Annotated in this window: 18 protein-coding genes and 1 pseudogene; 18 read left to right on the top strand and 1 reads right to left on the bottom strand. The window is 31.5% G+C overall.

All coding sequences use genetic code 11. The features are described from left to right. Window positions 1–148 precede the first annotated feature (148 nt). The 18 genes and pseudogenes from EW093_RS16080 (at window position 149) to EW093_RS15995 (ending at window position 18,053) form a co-directional block, all read left to right on the top strand. The gene (locus EW093_RS16080; protein ID WP_149569374.1) at window positions 149–775 is read left to right on the top strand and encodes a hypothetical protein; all 627 of its coding nucleotides are present in this window, start codon (window positions 149–151) and stop codon (window positions 773–775) included. Between the two features lie 13 nt (window positions 776–788). After that, on the top strand, window positions 789–1,646 hold the full coding sequence (locus EW093_RS16075) for a hypothetical protein (protein WP_149569373.1): 858 nt from the start codon (window positions 789–791) through the stop codon (window positions 1,644–1,646). A gap of 136 nt (window positions 1,647–1,782) precedes the next feature. Next, on the top strand, window positions 1,783–2,787 hold the full coding sequence (locus EW093_RS16070; RefSeq protein WP_246745051.1) for an AAA family ATPase: 1,005 nt from the start codon (window positions 1,783–1,785) through the stop codon (window positions 2,785–2,787). Window position 2,788: 1 nt separating this feature from the next. Beyond that, window positions 2,789–3,682, top strand: a complete 894-nt coding sequence (locus tag EW093_RS16065; RefSeq protein WP_149569372.1) for a DUF58 domain-containing protein — start codon at window positions 2,789–2,791, stop codon at window positions 3,680–3,682. A gap of 125 nt (window positions 3,683–3,807) precedes the next feature. Further along, entirely contained in the window at window positions 3,808–4,185 is a 378-nt protein-coding gene (locus tag EW093_RS16060; RefSeq protein ID WP_149569371.1) for a hypothetical protein, read from the top strand. Continuing rightward, window positions 4,178–5,167 (top strand): VWA domain-containing protein, encoded by a 990-nt coding sequence (locus EW093_RS16055; RefSeq protein WP_149569370.1) that lies wholly within the window; start codon window positions 4,178–4,180, stop codon window positions 5,165–5,167. Before EW093_RS16060 ends, EW093_RS16055 begins: the two co-directional genes overlap by 8 nt. Continuing rightward, window positions 5,167–6,957 (top strand): vWA domain-containing protein, encoded by a 1,791-nt coding sequence (locus tag EW093_RS16050; RefSeq protein ID WP_149569369.1) that lies wholly within the window; start codon window positions 5,167–5,169, stop codon window positions 6,955–6,957. Before EW093_RS16055 ends, EW093_RS16050 begins: the two co-directional genes overlap by 1 nt. An 8-nt stretch (window positions 6,958–6,965) precedes the next feature. Continuing rightward, a complete protein-coding gene (locus EW093_RS16045; RefSeq protein ID WP_246745124.1) occupies window positions 6,966–8,639 on the top strand; it encodes a BatD family protein in 1,674 nt (557 codons plus the stop codon). Beyond that, on the top strand, window positions 8,633–9,355 hold the full coding sequence (locus EW093_RS16040) for an SH3 domain-containing protein (protein WP_149569367.1): 723 nt from the start codon (window positions 8,633–8,635) through the stop codon (window positions 9,353–9,355). The genes EW093_RS16045 and EW093_RS16040 overlap by 7 nt, the downstream gene beginning before the upstream one ends. Next, entirely contained in the window at window positions 9,346–9,930 is a 585-nt protein-coding gene (locus tag EW093_RS16035) for a Maf family protein (protein ID WP_149569366.1), read from the top strand. Before EW093_RS16040 ends, EW093_RS16035 begins: the two co-directional genes overlap by 10 nt. A 44-nt stretch (window positions 9,931–9,974) precedes the next feature. Next, window positions 9,975–10,697, top strand: a pseudogene (gene rpsB / locus EW093_RS16030) (30S ribosomal protein S2); the annotation flags it as partial. A gap of 41 nt (window positions 10,698–10,738) precedes the next feature. After that, window positions 10,739–11,563, top strand: a complete 825-nt coding sequence (tsf, locus tag EW093_RS16025; protein ID WP_149569364.1) for a translation elongation factor Ts — start codon at window positions 10,739–10,741, stop codon at window positions 11,561–11,563. A gap of 55 nt (window positions 11,564–11,618) precedes the next feature. Further along, window positions 11,619–12,161 carry a ribosome recycling factor gene (frr, locus tag EW093_RS16020; RefSeq protein WP_149569363.1) on the top strand — a complete coding sequence of 181 codons (543 nt, stop codon included), beginning with the start codon at window positions 11,619–11,621 and terminating at the stop codon, window positions 12,159–12,161. Continuing rightward, on the top strand, window positions 12,161–12,856 hold the full coding sequence (gene uppS / locus EW093_RS16015) for a polyprenyl diphosphate synthase (protein WP_149569362.1): 696 nt from the start codon (window positions 12,161–12,163) through the stop codon (window positions 12,854–12,856). The genes frr and uppS overlap by 1 nt, the downstream gene beginning before the upstream one ends. After that, window positions 12,853–13,716 (top strand): phosphatidate cytidylyltransferase, encoded by an 864-nt coding sequence (locus tag EW093_RS16010; RefSeq protein ID WP_149569361.1) that lies wholly within the window; start codon window positions 12,853–12,855, stop codon window positions 13,714–13,716. Before uppS ends, EW093_RS16010 begins: the two co-directional genes overlap by 4 nt. Then, on the top strand, window positions 13,716–14,837 hold the full coding sequence (gene dxr / locus EW093_RS16005; RefSeq protein ID WP_149569360.1) for a 1-deoxy-D-xylulose-5-phosphate reductoisomerase: 1,122 nt from the start codon (window positions 13,716–13,718) through the stop codon (window positions 14,835–14,837). The genes EW093_RS16010 and dxr overlap by 1 nt, the downstream gene beginning before the upstream one ends. A gap of 4 nt (window positions 14,838–14,841) precedes the next feature. Then, window positions 14,842–16,092, top strand: a complete 1,251-nt coding sequence (gene rseP / locus EW093_RS16000; protein WP_149569359.1) for an RIP metalloprotease RseP — start codon at window positions 14,842–14,844, stop codon at window positions 16,090–16,092. After that, window positions 16,092–18,053 carry a WD40 repeat domain-containing protein gene (locus EW093_RS15995; protein WP_149569358.1) on the top strand — a complete coding sequence of 654 codons (1,962 nt, stop codon included), beginning with the start codon at window positions 16,092–16,094 and terminating at the stop codon, window positions 18,051–18,053. The genes rseP and EW093_RS15995 overlap by 1 nt, the downstream gene beginning before the upstream one ends. On the opposite strand, the gene EW093_RS15990 is transcribed toward EW093_RS15995, so the two are convergent. Continuing rightward, window positions 18,046–19,275, bottom strand: coding sequence for an ATP-binding protein (locus EW093_RS15990; protein ID WP_149569357.1), 1,230 nt, complete (start codon window positions 19,273–19,275; stop codon window positions 18,046–18,048). The genes EW093_RS15995 and EW093_RS15990 overlap by 8 nt on opposite strands. Between the last annotated feature and the right edge of the window lie 6 nt (window positions 19,276–19,281).

Here is a 19,281-nt window from a genome sequence, read left to right as displayed (position 1 = left end):
ACTCTTTTATTGGAGTAGGTTTTTTCTTTATAATAGTAACACAATTGTAATAAACTACTGTTTAATTATTAGAAATGCCTTCAAAACATTTGAATTTTATATTTTTTAATCATAAAATTAAATGTAGTTATTTTAAAAGGAGTTATAAATGAAGAAAAAAATAGCAGTTTTAATTACACTGGTATTACTATCAACAACAATCTTCGCTGAAATAGAACTTGGGTTATCTTTTACCCCAGGAGATGTATTAGTAACAGAAGAAACAGCGGCAGCAATGCAATGGGTTGGAGCTGATAGTACTAGTGATGAGAGCCTTTTAGGGTTCCATTTTGGTTACTCTTTTTGGTGGTTGTTTTACGCATCCTACGATTCGTTAATTGTGCCACCCTGGTTTGTATACCAAACAACAACATACACAGAGGCCGATGGTACACCGGTTAGTGGTATAAATGCCCCGGGTTTTATGAACTTCCTAGATTTTGGTATTAGACCTAAAATTGGTCCAATATACCTATTAGCAACAATAGGTTTTAATGACCTATACATCCACAGCCAGTACGAACAAGTTGAGGATGCAGGTTTAGGTGTTAACCTTAGAATAGGTGCTGGGTACCAGTTTGGTGCATTTAGTATTAATTTTACAGGGACATCTATGTTTAATAGTTTTGATCAACTATCTGCAACCATGTCTAGACTTTCAGACCAGGAACCAGGTGCTATGGATGATTTTATGTCTAGAATAATTCCATCTATCGGTTTTGTATTACACTTATAAAAGGAGATAAAAGATGAAACAAAAACTTATAATTATATTAACAAGCATCGTCATACTTCTTTTTACAGGTTGTGATGCTATATTAAACTCAGCATATCCAGAGTATGATCTAAGTGCTGGAGAAGAGTTTGTAAATAATGAGATACGGGTTAATTTAGATGTACCAATAGCTTTAACTTATGATTCGAACCCTATAAAAGTAATGTTAATTCCAGTATATGGAGGAACCTACGATATTCACAATACTAGGGTAAAAAGCTTTTACAACTATAGCTATATAAATACCTATTTCGACTTTCTAGGTAAAGAAACATACTCTGTAATAGTATTCCATGATGTTAATAATAATGATAAACCAGATACTGGAGAAAGAGGTATTCTATTAAGAGATTCATTTAATAAAGATGTATTTGATTTTAGATCATATAATGAGTCTACAACACTATTTGGAACTGAAAATTTCACAGATTCAAGTCTTTTAAGTCCAGCAATAACTAATGCGTTTGAGAATAATACTATAGACTACTCTTTTAATATCTCAGGACCAGACTACTTAAGTTATAGTGGTGATGCTGATGGTAATAGTAGATTCTACATAACACCTAATAATAGCAACCTAGCAGTTGAATCTATAGAGTGGCAAATTACAGATCATCAAGGAGCTGTTTGTGGGTACTATTATAATTGGGCCTATCAAACAGGATATATGCTGACTAATGGAAATTATGTGGATATATATTATTCAAATCTTCAACACCTCTTAGATGATGATGATAATTGGTGGAGTGGTTATGATATGTATATAAACTTTAAAGTTCACTATGTTGGTGGTGGAACTTATGAGGGTGTAAAATATATAAACCTATACTAAGATAATTTAAAACACTTTAACAGGCTTCTAGGAGCCTGTTTTTTTATGCCCAAATAAACATTACATTTATTTAATAAAAGAGAAATGTACAAGTAAGGCCAATACCATATATTATTTATGTAATATAGGAGCAGGTATGGAAAGTTCAATGATTAGGACAGTTGATATAAACGAAATAAACAGTATGGTAAAAGATACATCTGAATGGATTACACGTTTTAGAAAAGAGATGGGTAGAATTGTAATTGGTCAAAATAGACTAATAGACAGGTTATTAATAGCAATGTTAACAGATGGACATGTATTGTTAGAAGGTGTTCCAGGACTAGCTAAAACCCTAACCCTTAAAACCCTTGCAGAGTGTATAAATATTGACTTTAAAAGGGTTCAATTTACACCGGATATGTTACCAGCAGACATAACAGGAACCCAGATATACAACCCTAAGGACCTAGACTTTATAGTAAAAAAAGGGCCTATCGATGCAAACCTTATTTTAGCCGACGAAATTAACAGAGCCCCTGCTAAGGTTCAAAGTGCACTTCTAGAAGCAATGCAGGAGAAACAGGTAACAATTGGTAACGAAACCTTTAAACTCCCCTCACCTTTTTTAGTTTTAGCAACCCAAAACCCAGTGGAGCAGGAGGGAACATACCCACTACCCGAGGCCCAGTTAGACAGGTTTATGTTAAAAGTTGTAATCGACTATCCTACAGTCTCCGAGGAGAGAATAATTCTAGATATGGGTGGTTCTAATCTACCTAAAAAGGCTGATAATGTTGTAAATATATCGGAACTTCTTAAAACAAAGGAGATAGTTAAAGATATCTATATGGATGACAATATTAAGGACTATATTGTATCTATTGTTTATGCAACTAGGGACCCACAAAAGTTTGGTATAGATATTAAGGATTATATTAAAATTGGAGCATCCCCAAGAGCAACTATAAACCTAAGGGATGGAGCTAAAGCCTACGCCTACCTACAAGGAAGAGGTTATGTAACCCCAGCAGATATAAAGGCTATAGCCCCTGATGTACTAAGACATAGAATCGGTTTAACATTCGAGGCAGAGGCTGAAGAGTTAACAAGTCTAGATATTTTAAACAGAATTTTAGAAACAGTACCGGTACCATAAAATGGAAAAAAACTTTACAAAGGAAGTTTTAAAAAAAGTTAAAAATCTCGAAATTAAAACTAAGAATTTAGTTAATGATGCCTTAGCAGGTCACTACCACTCTGTGTTTAAGGGTCAAGGGATGAACTTTAGCGAGATTAGAGAGTATGTAAATGGGGATGATGTTAAAAACATCGACTGGAATGTAACAGCAAGACAGGGCACCCCCCATATAAAAAAATATAACGAAGAGAGGGAGAGGACAATTATTTTAATGGTTGATATTAGTCCCTCTACAATATTTGGTTCAGCCCAGAGTAAAAAAGAGTTAATTGCCGAGTTATCCAGTGTTTTAGCATTCTCTGCAGAGAAAAACAATGACAAAGTAGGTTTGATACTTTTTACAGACAGAATAGAACTATTTATCCCTCCGGCTAAAAGTAGAACCCACCTTCTAAGAATTATTAGAGAGCTACTATTTTTTAAACCTGTAGGAAAAAAAACAGATATATTAAAAGTTCTTAACTTTGTTAATAAGACATTTAGTAAAACAGTTGTAGCCTTTTTAATCTCGGACTTTAGTATAAATAATCTACCAGATAATTTTAAAACTAAAATAAAGTCATCTGGAAAACATCATGATCTTATATCCGTAAGAGTTAAGGATCAAAATGAGATAGATATACCATCTATTGGAATAATAACCCTTGAAGATTTAGAGAGTGGAGAGATTGTGGAAGTTGATACAAATAACTCTAAAACAAGAAAAGTATATAAGGAGCTGATTAAAAAACGGGATGATAATATAAGTAATATAATAAAGGCTTGTGGTGTTGATCTGTTAGATATAAATACTAACCAAGACTATATGCCTACCCTGCTTAAGTTTTTTACCCTAAGGGAGAGACGTGCTTAGATGGATGATATTATAGATATTTACGAACCAATATATAGGGAAACATCTAACCTAAATACAGTTTTTATTATACTTCTATCAGCAGTTGTTTTAGGTTTAGTTATATTTTTTATCCTAAAAAAGCCTTGGAAGAAGGAAAGGATTATTACCCCCAGGAGTCCTATAAAAACACTCTAGATAGATACTTAGAGATCCAAAATAGTATAGAAACCTTAACCACAAGTCAGTTCTCGCTACAGGTTTCCTACATTTTCAAAAGCTACCTATCCACCCTCTATAGTGTAGATTTTTTATCTTCAACAAATCAGGAGATGTTAATTAAATTAGAGAGGAATTTTAGTTTTAATAACGGGGACTTGGTAAACTTCTTCCTAAACGAACTAGAACCAGGGCAATTTGGTAAATATCAAATTCCTAAGGATAAAAAGAATCAAATAATTAAAACATGTGTAGATGTAATTACTGAACTCTACAATAAGGAAACTGGAGTGGAAAATGATTAAGTTTCAGTACCCCATATTTCTATTAATAATTCCAATAGTAATACTTTTAACTATATTAAAGCTAAAGAAGAAACAGAGTAGTGGAATTGGCTTTTCAGAGTTAACTCTACTTAAAGTAGCTGCTAAAAAAAATCACTTAACAAGCCTTCCCTACATTCTACGTTGTCTAACTCTAATACTCTTAAGTTTAGCCCTTGCAGGGCCTATAAAAGAGAATAGTATAGAGAATAATGAAGCAAGTGGAATAGATATAATTGTAGCAATAGATGTATCAGGGAGCATGGAAGGTTTAGATTTCTCTACAAAACGGGAAAAGCAGACAAGATTAGATGCAGTAAAAAAAGTTGTTAAAGAGTTTATAGATAGTAGGCCTAACGACAGGATTGGTGTAGTAGCTTTTGCTGGAGCACCATATATTGCAAGCCCACTAACCCTAGACCACAGCTGGTTAATAAAACGGTTAGACATGTTGCAAACCGGTATGATAGAAGGAGGAACTGCAATTGGTTCCGCTATAGCCTCTGCATCTAATAGCCTTAACAGAGTGGAGAGTAAGTCTAAAATTGTAATTCTACTTACAGATGGAGAGAATAACAGTGGTGTTATTGAACCAAGACAAGCTGCGGAAGCTGCTAATGCTCTAGGAGTAAAAATCTACACAGTAGGTGCAGGAAAAGAGGGAAAAGCTCCCTACGAAGTAAACGGTTTTTTTGGTTCAGATATACAGTATGTTGATGTTAAAATTGACGAAGAGATGTTAACAGATGTAGCTACATCAACAGGGGGTCTCTATTTTAGAGCGAAGGATATTAACTCCCTAGAAGAGATCTATAACAGAATAAATAAGATGGAGAAGACAACTAGGGTATCCAATAAAACAGTTCTTTATAAATACTACTTTATGATTCCACTAATTATAGGTTTTCTACTTTTTCTTATTGAAATTATTCTAACATCAACAAAATTAAGGAGGGTTTATTAATGGAGTTTCAAAACCCGGGAGTTTTAATCCTTATACCTATTTTCTTAATACTGTTTATACCTATTTTTATCTGGGTAGAAAAAAGAAAGGCTGCTAGTTTAAAAACATTTATAGGGAATAATACAAAAGGTCTATTCCCTACGTTTAATAAAAAAATTACAGTTATTAGGTATATACTAATTATAATATCCGCTCTTTTACTAATAATTTGCCTAGCTAGACCCCAAAAAGGTTTTATTTGGCAGGAGAGTATAACTACTGGAATAGATATTGCTGTTGCAGTTGATACATCAAAGAGTATGGATGCCATTGATATAACACCAAATAGGTTAACTAAAGCAAAAATGGCACTACTTGAGCTTAGTGGGGAGCTAAAAGGTGACAGAATTGCTCTAATACCCTTTGCAGGATCATCCTTTGTAATGACTCCATTTACAGCTGACTACGATATTTTTAATCAAAGTGTTAAGACTTTAAATACAAATACAATCCCTAAAAGTGGTACAAATTTAAAGAGCGCCATAAGCTCATCCCAGGAGATTTTTAAGGATAAAAATAGATATAAAATTTTAATTCTTGTAACTGATGGGGAGGATTTAGCAAATCAAGGGGTTGAAGAAGCTAAAAAAGCTGCCGAGAGTGGGGTTCAAATTTTCACTGTGGGAGTTGGTACTAAACTTGGGGAATTAATCCCCGACCCTAACAATCCAGGAGAATACCTTAAGGATAAGAAAGGAAATATTGTTAAATCAAAATTAGATGAAGACTCCCTAAAAGAGATTGCTTTAGCTACAGGTGGAGATTATAGAGATCTCTCTTCCAATGGAAATGGAATCCTTCAGATTTACAAAGAGAAGCTTAAGGAGTTAGAACAGGAGAATAAGAGTGAGCAGAGAAGTAGAATCCCTATAGATATCTATAGAGTGTTTTTAATACCGGTAATAATTCTACTTTTAATTGAGTTCTTAGTTGTTAATATCAGAAAAAAAAGAGTTAATAAAAAGGGTATATTTACAGCCATATTTCTTTTAAACTTTGGTCTTATTTATGCAACCCCTGGGGATGACGCCTTAAAAAATAGGGAGTTCGATAGAGCTATTACTCTATATAAACAAGAAAAAGACTCTCCAATAACAAAGTATAACCTAGGTACAGCTTATTATAAAAAAGGAGACTTTGCCAATGCTACTCTTCAATTTGAAGATAGTTTAAAAAAAGCAGATGGTAATTTGCAAAAAAGGATTTTATACAATCTTGGTAATAGTTATTTTAAAGCTAGTGAACTTAGCCAGGATATGAATGAAAAGATATCTTTATTAGAAAAATCTGTTAAAAGTTATGATGGTTCAATAGCCCTTGATAATAGTGATGAACAGGTTGTAAAAAATAGGGATTTTGTAAAAATCATTCTTGATAAACTTAAGGATCAGCAGGATCAGCAGGATCAGCAGGATCAGCAGGATCAGCAGGATCAGCAGGATCAGCAGGATCAGCAGGATCAGCAGGATCAGCAGGATCAGCAGGATCAGCAGGATCAGCAAGATCAGCAAGATCAGCAAGATCAGCAAGATCAGCAAGATCAGCAAGATCAGCAAGATCAGCAAGATCAGCAAGATCAGCAAGATCAGCAAGATCAGCAGGATCAGCAGGATCAGCAAGATCAGCAAGATCAGCCCCAAGAGATGAGTAGAGAGCAGGCTGAAGCTCTATTAAACGCATTAGAAGATCAGGAAGTTGAGTTAAAATATCTAGTAAACGATAGAGATAACTCATATACAGGTGAATGGTAGTGAGAACAATGAAAAAAAACATCATAATTTTAATTTTTTTAACAATAAATGGATTTTTATTTTCCCAAACTATCGATATAGAACTACAGGATAGTTATGTAAACCTTGGAGAGTGGACAACATTCAGGGTAACAGTTTCGGGAAACATTACTAACTTAAAATATAGTGAACCTAAGGATCTAACAATAACCCAGATTGGAAAAAGTAGCTCTGTTAACCTGGTTCTAAATGGAAGTAAAAGTAGTAGTTTAATATTAACATATAGGGTAAAACCCCAAAAAGCAGGAACCCTTAAACTTCCTATATTTTATTCAGAAAACTCCAATGGAGAGAGTATAAAAAGTGATCAGCTAGTTCTCTATGTGGAAGAGTTAAAAGATGACATTATAACTAAACACGACACTACAAAAGAGTTTGAGACCCAGTATGTGAAACTCTTTATAGATATTCCAGATAGAAACCTATATGTTGGAGAAGCGATACCTGTAGAGATAGTTGCCTATTTTTCTACAAGTTATCAACCAGGTATTGACCGATCACCATATATTAAAACAGGTTCATTTGTTGTAGACACAGGGCAGAAGTATTTTAATGATAGACCAGAGAAAGTAATAAATGGAGAGCGTTGGTTACAGGTATATTGGAAAAGTCACTTAACCCCACTTAAAGCTGGTAAATTAGACTTGGAAATTGTTATGGATAGTTACATTGATAAACCAACATCAAATGGAGGTTTTTTCTCCTCATCAGAAAGACAGGAGATTAAAACTACTACGGAAATTAAGACACTGAATATTAAAATGTTACCAATAAATGACCGCCCGGATAGCTTTTCCGGTGCTATAGGAGACTTTTCACTAAATGACTCTATTAACCTAACAGATATTAGCGTAGGAGATCCAGTAACCCTTACAATGGATATTTTTGGAGAAGGAAACTTTCAAAGAATAAATGTACCAAAGATATCTAGTGAATCAGAGTCATGGAAGTTGTATCCAGAATCATCATCATATAGGGGAACAAATAAGTCTAACTATCAAGGGGTAAAATCCTTTGAGCAGATATTAGCTCCAACAACAGATAAAGTAACAACTACCCCCAAATTTACATTCTCATATTTCAATCCAATTGAAGAGAAATACTACATAATAAGTAGTACTGAATTCCCTATAAGTGTAAGCCCATCCCAGTTTATAAATAAAGAAGTAGTAGATGAATCTAATAACAGTTTTAATGAAAAAAAAGAAGAGATACGACATAAAGTTGAAAAAAAGGTAGATTTTAACAGAACAATATTTGAAAACCCTCTACTCTATGTAGCTTTAACGTCAACACTGTTAACACTTATTACAATACTAGTTATATCAATATTAAGTAAAAGACAAAGCAGTGACGTTTCAACTTTAAAAAGAGACCAAAAAAACCTTTTATTAAAAATTAAATTATTGGAAAACAGTAAAAATTATTTAGAAGCATTAAATTTATATAAAAACCTTATTCAAATTACAGTGTCGGATAGACTAAAATGTGAACCCCAGGCTATAACACATCTAGATATAGAAGATGGTAAAATTAAAGATATAATGGTTAAGTTAGATGAGTTTAAATATACCAGTAGGAGTATCGATTTTGAAACCTACAAAGCTCTAGCAGATGGGATAAAAAAGGAGTTAAAATGTTAATTAAACGAGTAAGTCTAATATTTTTAATTGTGTTATCTTTTAATATTTTTGCAGATGATTTTCAAAATGGGAATTTAGAGTTTAGTAATAAGGATTATCAAGGTGCAAATAAAGACTACCTGCTTGAGATTCAAAATAATGGGTATGACATTAACACTCTGTTTAATCTAGGGAATACGGCTATAAAATTAAACAGAGATGGATATGCCCTCTACTACCTCTATAAAGGCCTATTAATAAACCCTAGGGATAAAAACATCCAATCACTTATAAAAAATATTGAGAAGAGATTAGATCTAGAGGATCAACTTAACTTCTACTCCCCTCTATCCTACTCTCAAAATATTAATCTAACACTGGTATTAATTACATTAACAGGAGTGCTAATAACAATTTTTATTCTATTATCATATAAAAAAAATGATAAAAGTCTCTTTTTTAGAATAAGAAAGGTAATTCTTTCTGTTACAACACTACTCCTACTACTCTCTTTAGGTGGTAATGCCAACTATTACTTAAAAAAAAATCAAGGAATAATTGTGGAAAAAAACAGTGTTAATATCTCACCCTATCCTGGTAGTGATGAAACATTTATAGGAAAGGAAGGAGCAATAGTTGTCATAACCGATGAGTACCAAGACTACTACTATATTACTGATAAAAATAATCGATATGGTTGGATAGAGAGGGAGAGTGTGGGGAAATTATGGGATTAGTAACATTAGGATCAAAATCTCCAAGAAGATATGAATTATTAAAAAAATTAGGTGTGGATATTGTAGTCAAACCCCCTAATATCGAAGAGATTTGTGATGAAAACTTAAGTGTTCAGGAAAATGCAATAAAGATAACCCTAGATAAACTAAACAGTGTAAGGGAAAACAATCCAAATGATGAGATAATTTTAACTGCGGATACATTTATTACTTTAGACAATAAAATTTATGGAAAACCTAAAAACAGGGTTGAGGCATTTAATATGATAACAAAATTCTCTGGAAAAACCCACCAAGTATTAACAGGTGTTGCAATATACTCCAAAGAGTTAGATAAAACTGTTACAGAACTAGATATAACCAGTGTTAAATTTAAGAATTTAGATAAAAAAACTGTAGATTATTACTTAAATTTTAATGAGTGGCAGGATGCAGCTGGGGCTTATCAAATACAAAATATGGGAGAAATTCTAATTGATTATATAAATGGCTCTTACTCGTCGGTTATGGGGTTGCCAATAAGTCGCATTTATGGCATGTTTGTATCATTAAATTTTATTAATCCGGTAATCTAATTACTGAGAAAAAAGCGAAGGGAACTTAAAATAGGAGGCCTAAAATGGCAGTAGTAACAATGAAAAACCTACTTGAGTCAGGTGTGCACTTTGGACATCAGACAAAAAGATGGGAACCAAAAATGAAGAAGTATATCTTTACATCAAGAAATGGTATACATATCATCGATTTACAAAAAACAATTGTAGCAATTAAAGAAGCTTACGATGCAGTAAGAAAAGTTTCTTTACAAGGAAAGTCAGTACTTTTCGTTGGTACAAAAAAACAAGCACAAGGTGCAATTAAGTCAGAAGCTGAAAGATGTGAAATGTACTATGTAAACCAGAGATGGCCAGGTGGTATGTTAACTAACTTTTCAACTATCAAAAAATCTTTACACAGATTAAAAAAGATTGAGAAGATGGAAATTGATGGAACTTTTGATGCATTAACTAAAAAAGAGGTTTCAAAACTTCAAAAAGAACAATCAAAATTAGAAAAAACTCTTGGTGGTATCAAAGAGATGAAAGACCTTCCGGGTATTTTATTTGTAGTTGATACTAAAAAAGAAGCTATCGCAGTAGCAGAAGCAAGAAAACTTAATATACCTATAGTTGCAGTTGTAGATACTAACTGTAGCCCTGAAGGAATCGACTTCCCTATTCCTGGTAATGATGATGCTATTAGAGCAATCAGTCTGTTTACATCAGTTGTTGCAAATGCAGTAATTGAAGCTGAAAACGAAACTGGTTTAAGAGTAATCGAAACTTTACAAGAAGAAGAAGAAGAAGAGGCTAGATTAGCAGCTGAGGCAGGAGATAACAAGTAATGGCAGTTTCACCACAAGACGTAAAAAAACTTAGAGAAGCAACTGGTGCAGGAATGCTTGATTGTAAAAAAGCATTAATCGCAACTGATGGGGATTTTAAAGCAGCTGAAAAGCATTTAAAAGAGCAAGGATTAGCAAACGCTGGAAACAGAAGTGATAGAGCTACAAACGAAGGTGGAGTTTTTACTAGAGTTACTGCTGATAAAGCTGTTTTAGTACAAATTACATGTGAAACAGACTTTGTTGCTAAAACTGATCACTTTAAAGAAGCTGGTAACAAAGTTATCGATGCTATTCTTGAAAATGGTTACACAGCTCCTAACGAAGAGCTAGCTGAGCTTTTAAAAGAGTATATAGCTCTATTAAAAGAGAATATGGTTGTAAAAACTGTTGTAGTTATGGATGTAGCTGCTGATGAAGTAGTTGTAGACTATGTTCATAGTGGAATTGTAGCTGTTTTAACTAAAGTTAAAACTTCTGATACATCTAATGATGTTGTAAAAGCATTTGCTTTTGACTGTGCACTACATGCTGCAGCTTTCCAACCTTTATACTTTGATAGAACACAAGTTGATGCGGACTACTTAAAAGAGCAGGAAGATATTTTTACTACTCAAACAGCTAACTTAGGTAAGCCAGAAAACATTGTTGCTGGTATTGTTAAAGGTAAAGTTAATAAACACCTTGCACAAATTTGTTTTGTTGATCAAAAATTCGTAAAGAATGATAAAATTTCTGTTGCAGAAGCAGCTAAAGAAGTAGCTAAAGAGACTGGTTTAACAGTTGAATTAGTAGACTATGCTCTTACTGTTGTAGGAAAATAGAATATAAAACAGGCTATCTATTTAGGTAGCCTGTTTATAATTATAAGGATAAAAAATGGATACTATTAAACAAAGTGCTGAGAACAAAATGAAAAAGAGTATATCTGCACTTAAAAATGAATTTAATTCTATAAGAACAGGTAGAGCATCAGCATCTATATTTGATAAAATTCGAGTTGAATATTACGGGACACCTACTCCATTAAATCAACTTGCTACAATTAGTATTCCAGAAGCAAGGCTTATTGTAATTCAACCATTTGATAAAAATAGTTTAAATGAGATAGAAAGAGCCATTTTTGCTTCTGACTTAGGCCTTACACCAGGTAATGATGGAAAGGTTATAAGGATAAACATTCCACCTCTAACAGAGCAGAGAAGAAAAGAGTTAAGTAAACAAGCTAAAAATATTGGTGAAAACAGTAAAATTGCCATTAGAAACATAAGAAGAGACTCTAATGACCTTATCAAAAAAGGTGATTTCTCTGAGGATGAAGTTAAGTCTGGACAAACTGAGATACAAGAACTTACAGATAAATATATAAAAGAAGTTGATATTGTATTTAAAGAGAAAGAAAAAGAGATAATGGAAGTTTAATGGATTTGAAGTCAAATCTTCCATCCCATATAGGTTTTATAATGGATGGAAATGGTAGATGGGCTAGAGAAAAGGGTCTTGTTAGAACAAAGGGACACCAAGAAGGTCTAGATACTGCTAAGAATATTATAAAGTATGCTTCGGATATAGGTATAAAATTTGTATCTCTGTATGCTTTTTCAACTGAAAATTGGAAAAGAGCCCAGGAAGAGGTCTCTTTTCTAATGTTTCTCATAAAAAAACACTTAAAACAAGAGTATAATTTTTATAGAGAGAATCAAATCAGAGTAGTTCATAGTGGAGACTTAAAAGGTCTTCCTGAAGATGTTCAAAAAGAGATTATCTTAGTTGTAAATGACACCAAAGATTTTAAAGGTTTAACAGTAAATCTTTTAATCAATTATGGTGGTCGAGATGAGATAACCAGAGCTGTAAATAAAATAATATCTAAAAATCTAACTAATATAACTGAAAGTGATATTCAAAAAAATCTTGATAATCCAATGATCCCAGATGTGGATCTTATGATTAGAAGCAGTGGAGAAGAGAGATTAAGTAATTTCTTATTATGGCAATGTGCATATTCAGAATTTTATTATTCTAATGTCTTGTGGCCTGACTTTAGTGTGGACGATTTTAATAAAGCTCTAGAAGCATACAATAAAAGAACTAGAAGATTTGGTGGTATAAAATGACAAATAATAACGTAATTCAAAGAGTTTTACTCTTTATAGTAGCTATTCCTTTAATTGCTGGGGCAATATTTTTTCTGCCATTTCAAAAGCATCTATTTTTTAATATAATTGCTGTAATAACAGCATATATAGCAACTAAAGAACTTCTATTAATGTTTAATAGTAAGGGGATTACTTTAAACAGTAGAAGCCTTCCCTTTTTAAGCATGTTACTTCCAATTACATCCTACTTAATAGTTAGATTTAATATGAATCCTAACCTATTTTCCATTGTTTTTACTTCAATAGTAATATTTATTTTAATGATGTCAATTTCAACAAAAAAAAGTGATTTAGATTTTTCAAATAACATTACTTTTATATCTGTTTCCCTATTATCAGTGTTATATCCAGGATATTTTATCTCTTTTATCATACGATTTTCAGAGTTTCAAAATGCTAGTCTTATTATATGTTATTTCATATTAATGATTTTTATGAATGACTCTGGAGCTTGGTTATTAGGAGTACTTTTTGGTAAAAATAATCGTGGTGTAGTAAAGGTTAGCAAAAACAAAAGTGTAATGGGATTTGTTGGTGGGACAATTGGAACATTTTTATTCCTTGGTTTAGCTAGATTCCAGATACCAGAGTTATCTGCAATGCCACTTTATGTTTATATCATTTTAGCAATGGTAATTTCTACTGTAACAATAACTGGAGATCTTGTAGAATCAGCAATGAAAAGGTCATGTAAAGTTAAGGATTCTGGAAATATAATTATGGGTAGAGGTGGACTTTTAGACTCTATAGACTCACTACTACTTGCAGCCCCATTTTTCTATTACATTGTTAAAACCTATGCAGAAAAAGGTATGTAATGAAAAAAATCTTTCTTTTAGGTTCCACAGGTTCAATTGGACAAAGCTCAATCGATGTTGTAAATGATTACCCCCATCTATTGAAAATTGTAGGACTTTCTGCCAATTCTAATGATAAAAAACTATCTGAATTAGGTTATAAGTTAGATGTTAATAACTTAGTACTTACAGGAAAAGATAACTCAGAATACTCTAATATAAGTAGTTTTGGAATGTTAGAACTCCTTGAAGCTATTAAAAATAGTGATGCGGATATTGTAATAAATGGTATTGCTGGTTCTAGTGGCTTACTCCCATCTATAGCAACAATAGAGTCAGGTAAAGATCTTGCTTTAGCTAATAAAGAGACTATGGTTATGGCAGGCCCCCTAATTAACAAGTTAGCTAGGGAGCATAATATAAAACTACTTCCTGTAGACTCAGAACACTCTGCAATTTTTCACTTACTTGAAAATAGAAAGATAGAGGATGTAGAGGAGATAATTTTAACAGCATCAGGAGGAGCTTTTAGAGATCTGCCAATTGAAAAATTAAAAGAAGTTACCCTCCAGGATGCTTTGAAACATCCAACATGGAGTATGGGGAATAAAATAACAATTGATTCAGCTTCCATGGCTAATAAGGGTTTAGAAGTAATAGAAGCAGCAATGTTATTTAATTTAGACATTGATAAAATTAAGGTTTTAATACATCCACAGAGTTATGTCCACTCATTAATAAGAGTAAAAGATTGTTCTATGTATGCACAAATTAGTGCTCCAGATATGAAATTACCTATTCAAAATGCTATTTTATACCCAGAATTAGAAAGAGTCGAGTCAACATATCTTGACCTTGTAGGTAAAAATTTAAGTTTTACCCTACCAGACTTAGAAAAATATCAAATGCTTGATTTAGCATATTTAGCTTTAAAAAAAGGGAATGCATATACTATTGCATATAACGCTTGTAATGAGGTTTTAGTTGATGCATTTGTAAATAGAGAGATTTCTTTTTTACAGATACCCTATTATACAAAAATAATATTAGAATCAAACATTAAAATTGAACCACAAAATTTAAATAATATTTTAGAAATAGATAAATTAGTAAGAAGTAAAACAAAAACACTAATAGGATGAAGATTTGATAATTAAATATTTAATACCTCTACTTGCTCTAAGTTTAGTAATTGCCATTCATGAGTTAGGACACCTAATTGCAGGAAAACTGTTTAAAGTTAAAGTAGAAGTCTACTCAATTGGCATTGGGAAAAAACTATTAACAAGACAATTTGGGGAGACAGAGTATGCACTATCCTTAATACCCCTAGGTGGTTATTGTAAACTTAAAGGTGGGGATATTCAAAATCCTAACATGGACAGTGACTCTATGGACTTTATAAACCCACTAAAAAGAGCAATAATCTATTTTGCTGGACCTTTTTTTAACCTTATTTTAACTATAATCTTTTTATCTATAGTTTTTATGCTACCTATAAACCAAATACTTCCTACAACTGTTCTACCTGTTTTAGGGGATAATCTTCCAGCAGAGATTTCTGGGATGAAAAAAGGTGATCAAATATTATCAATTAACGGAAACGATATTAATAGTTTCTTAGATATTTCAAAATACTTAACCCAGGATAAACTTGACTTAATTATAGAAAGGGATGATAGAGTAATTAGTTTAGAGTTAGAGGCTAAAAAAAATAATGGTCAATATGTAATTGGTGTCTATCCATATATCCCTCTAAATGTATTTCATAGTCAAATAGAAAAAATAAAGTCTAATGACAAAATTATTATGGTTAATAGTATTAATGTAGATAACTATATGGATTTATATAAGGTTACAGATGGTTTGGATAATTTTAATATAACAGTTATTAGAGATAATAAACAAATAAATTTGACTATGACCCCCCAGGAGTTAAGTAGGCTCCAGTTTACTCAGTTTGTATCCTACAACCCAGTAAAATCAACTATTATGGGTTTTAAAAACACCTTCTCTATGCTGGATAAAATTTTCTATCTCTTTGCTGATCTTTTTAAAAACGGGGATGTTTCAAAAAGTATTTCATCTCCTCTAAGATTAGTGTACGATGTTGGAAATAGTATTGATACAGTCTACTCAAATAGCTCACTATTAATAACCCTAGAGACTTTTTTAACAATTATAGCATCTATTAGTCTGACTCTAGGTTTTATTAATTTATTACCAATACCAGTCTTAGATGGTGGTCAAATACTATTTAATATTATAACTTTAATAAAAGGTTCACCATTAAACAGTAAATTTATATACGGTTATCAAACAATCGGATTAATAATTATACTACTACTTTTTACCCTAGGAATAGGTAATGACATATTTTATTTTGGAGATTTATAATGAACAATAAGCCAATATATTTTCTACTTTTTTTACTTCTACCCTTTATTGCGTTTTCGAAAAATGTTATAAATTCAGGCCATCAAGCACCAGTAAAATTTATTGAATATTTAGATAGTGAAAAGAGTTTTTTTTCACTTAGTGAAGATGGAACACTAGTTATTAAAAAAGCTGATGATGAAAAAATATCAAAGAGATTTTTTATAACCAGTAACAGTATTTCACAAATGATTCTATCAGAAGATGACAGATTAGCAGTTGTAGAAAATGATAGTGCATCAAAATTTATAATATCCGTTTGGAATTGGAAGTTAGAGAAGAAACTTTACTCTATAAACCTAGATGAATTCCCAATGACCATTGGATTCTCTGGTTCAGGAAACTATATCTATGTATCATCTATTTCATCCCAGCCGGTAAGAGTTTTTAATGCACGAACAGGAGCATCAACTACTTATTTAAATAAAAATGAAAGTTATATCGATTTTATTTACATTGGAAGTTCAGAAAAAACCGCTTATCTCTACTCTTCTACCACAGGTACCCTAGATATTCGATATTTAAACAATTCCAAACTGATAAAAAGTATTAAAACTGTAAAAAATTTAACTGATATAACATTAACTATGGATAAAAAATTCATAATTGGTAAGAAAGATAAAACTATCTATATTATTGGACGAAATGATGGAAAAATTTACGATAAAAAAGAGATATCCGATTTAAATAAAATAAAGTTAAATACTACTACAGGTGAGTTAATTTGTTATATAAATAATCGATATAAAAAGAGTGTAAAAACCCTGCAAATTATTTCTGGAAGTTTCTTTGATTCTTCAAAAAGTGATGTAATAGTAAAAAACCCAATTGATATATTTAGTTCCGAGTATAATAAAATAGTATATGCAGATTCTTTAGGTAATATAGACTCATATAACTACTGGAGTAAAGAGAGTAGTAATTTCCTAACAAACAACCTAATTAACATTAATGATGTTACTATAATTGATGATACTGGGGTGCTATTAACTTCAGACACTATTGTTCTCTTTAAGTCACCTTTTTTTAGTGATAAAATTAAAAATAGTAAAAGATTAACTGATTTTGATCTAAGTACATACAACTCTCCATTAAAGAGTCCTATTGGGTCAAGAAACTTAAATGGAAACCTATTATTATGGAATGACTCCCTTGTTCTTTTTGATATAACTACTGGAGAGACACTCTTTAATTTTCAGTTCTCATCAGAAATTGTAGATGTTAAAGTAAGGAATAATAGGCTTCTAGTTTTAGATAAAAATGGTTTGGTAAAAATAATCGACTTAGAGAAATATTCCATAACTTTCTCATTTAAATCCCCAGGGTTTACATCTGTAGGCTTTTTTAATGAAAATGAGATTATTGGAGGTGTTGATATATCCCATGGCGGATCCATAATGGTTGTAGATTTAAAAACTAAGGAGACACTACCCCTTAAAACATCTCTAGATGTTGTATTTAATATATTAGAGAGTGATAAGGACTACATTATCTATATTACAGGTATAAAAAATGTTAATGGAACAAACAATACATACCTTAATGAATTTAACCTTTTAACCAATAGAGAGAGAGTTTTAATCAAAAATAGCCAGGAAGAGTTATATTCAAACTTTGAAGTTGATGATAAGAATATTATATATACTAACCTAGGTACAAAATCTTTAATTAAAGTAGATCCATCAAATAGAAGAATAAAACCCTTTCAAATAACTATAAATCAGACAAATAGTATTATCAGTAATAATGGTGCTATTTATACAGTAAATGAGAACAAATCACTATCTATATGGAGTCCTACAACAGGCAGAAAAATAATTGACTTTTATCTTTTTAAGGACAATGAATGGGTAGCAATAACACCAGACAGTGTTACTGCTTTTGGCTCCCCAAACTCTAAAAAATATATAAGTATTAACTAATAAACTTTCTATATAAATTCTTAATCAGATATATAGGGTAGATATTAACATCTGCCCTCTTTTCTGGTGAACTTAAATTTAGCCTAATTTTTTTACTAATATCAAACTTTGAAGAGAATGTATTTAAACTCTTAAGTTTTCCACTTAAATCATTCTTAACCTCAATTGGTAATATATAATCATCATTAACTAAAACAAACTCAATTTTAGCCATATTATGATTCCAAAAAAAGACTTTTTTATTTGTTGTTGAGTAGAGTTCATTAGCTACAAAATTTTGTAGTAAACCTACTGTTATCTGATTTAATAGAAGATAACTGTTATATAACGAGTGGGGTACATCTCCAAGAAAACCTAATAGTCCTATATCAAATAAAAAAATATTCATCGACTTCTGATCAATATCATTTATATTATTTTTTAACTGTCTTGTAATATAGACTAAATTTAATTTTTCTAAGATATCAAAGTAGCTTTTAAAAGTTGTAAATCTCTTTGAAATTGAGATATCAGATAGTTTAAATTTTCTGTTCTCTCTAACTAATGTAGGGAATATTAATCTTAATATTTTAATTAAATTCTTAGACTCTGTAGTTTTGTAGAATTTATCTATTCGACTTAAAATCTCATTAAAAACCAGAGCCTGATTCTCTCTTATCTCCTCATAAACTAACCCACTATTTATATATAGTTCAACCACCGATGGCATTCCACCAACAAATAAGTAGTCATGGAAGTATTTAAGAATATTATCATTAAACTCTTTATCTAAATCTAAAATATTATTAATGGAAGCTAACTTACAAAAGAGATCATAGTTTACATTTATTAAAAACTCTTCAAATGTTAAGGGATAAATTATTAAATAATTTAGTTGTATCCTTCTAGACTCACCCCTTGCAACCTTGGCAAAGGAGTCTATAAGTATAAAATATATATTATCAAATTTTAAAGAGAGCTGTTTTACTTCAAATAGTGTATCCTTATCTCCATTAAGATTATCAAGAATAATTAGTGACCCACTCTCTAACTCTTCAACATCCTTTTGTAATTTTATTAAAGAGGATTTAGTTTCATAATAGAGATATTTCTTAAATTCTGTTTTAGCAAATTGTAGGATTAAACCTGTTTTACCAACTCTTGGAACCCCACCAATTAACAATAATTGGCTATTATCCATCTTTTTCCATTCTAATAATTGATTGTATGCAAACCTCTTCATAAACTC

This window comes from Thiospirochaeta perfilievii, assembly GCF_008329945.1.
GTDB lineage: Bacteria > Spirochaetota > Spirochaetia > DSM-2461 > DSM-2461 > Thiospirochaeta > Thiospirochaeta perfilievii.
Note: the sequence above shows the minus strand (reverse complement) of the source record. Positions and strands in the feature narration are given on the sequence as shown.

Coding starts and splice junctions, on each gene's coding strand:
- tsf (WP_149569364.1), top strand. CDS start 10,739: ATGGCAGTTTCACCACAAGACGTAAAAAAACTTAGAGAAGCAACTGGT.
- EW093_RS16010 (WP_149569361.1), top strand. CDS start 12,853: ATGACAAATAATAACGTAATTCAAAGAGTTTTACTCTTTATAGTAGCT.
- EW093_RS16055 (WP_149569370.1), top strand. CDS start 4,178: ATGATTAAGTTTCAGTACCCCATATTTCTATTAATAATTCCAATAGTA.
- uppS (WP_149569362.1), top strand. CDS start 12,161: ATGGATTTGAAGTCAAATCTTCCATCCCATATAGGTTTTATAATGGAT.
- EW093_RS16075 (WP_149569373.1), top strand. CDS start 789: ATGAAACAAAAACTTATAATTATATTAACAAGCATCGTCATACTTCTT.
- EW093_RS16040 (WP_149569367.1), top strand. CDS start 8,633: ATGTTAATTAAACGAGTAAGTCTAATATTTTTAATTGTGTTATCTTTT.
- EW093_RS16035 (WP_149569366.1), top strand. CDS start 9,346: ATGGGATTAGTAACATTAGGATCAAAATCTCCAAGAAGATATGAATTA.
- EW093_RS16065 (WP_149569372.1), top strand. CDS start 2,789: ATGGAAAAAAACTTTACAAAGGAAGTTTTAAAAAAAGTTAAAAATCTC.
- frr (WP_149569363.1), top strand. CDS start 11,619: ATGGATACTATTAAACAAAGTGCTGAGAACAAAATGAAAAAGAGTATA.
- EW093_RS15990 (WP_149569357.1), bottom strand. CDS start 19,275: ATGAAGAGGTTTGCATACAATCAATTATTAGAATGGAAAAAGATGGAT.
- EW093_RS16045 (WP_246745124.1), top strand. CDS start 6,966: ATGAAAAAAAACATCATAATTTTAATTTTTTTAACAATAAATGGATTT.
- EW093_RS16050 (WP_149569369.1), top strand. CDS start 5,167: ATGGAGTTTCAAAACCCGGGAGTTTTAATCCTTATACCTATTTTCTTA.
- EW093_RS16070 (WP_246745051.1), top strand. CDS start 1,783: ATGGAAAGTTCAATGATTAGGACAGTTGATATAAACGAAATAAACAGT.
- EW093_RS15995 (WP_149569358.1), top strand. CDS start 16,092: ATGAACAATAAGCCAATATATTTTCTACTTTTTTTACTTCTACCCTTT.
- EW093_RS16080 (WP_149569374.1), top strand. CDS start 149: ATGAAGAAAAAAATAGCAGTTTTAATTACACTGGTATTACTATCAACA.
- dxr (WP_149569360.1), top strand. CDS start 13,716: ATGAAAAAAATCTTTCTTTTAGGTTCCACAGGTTCAATTGGACAAAGC.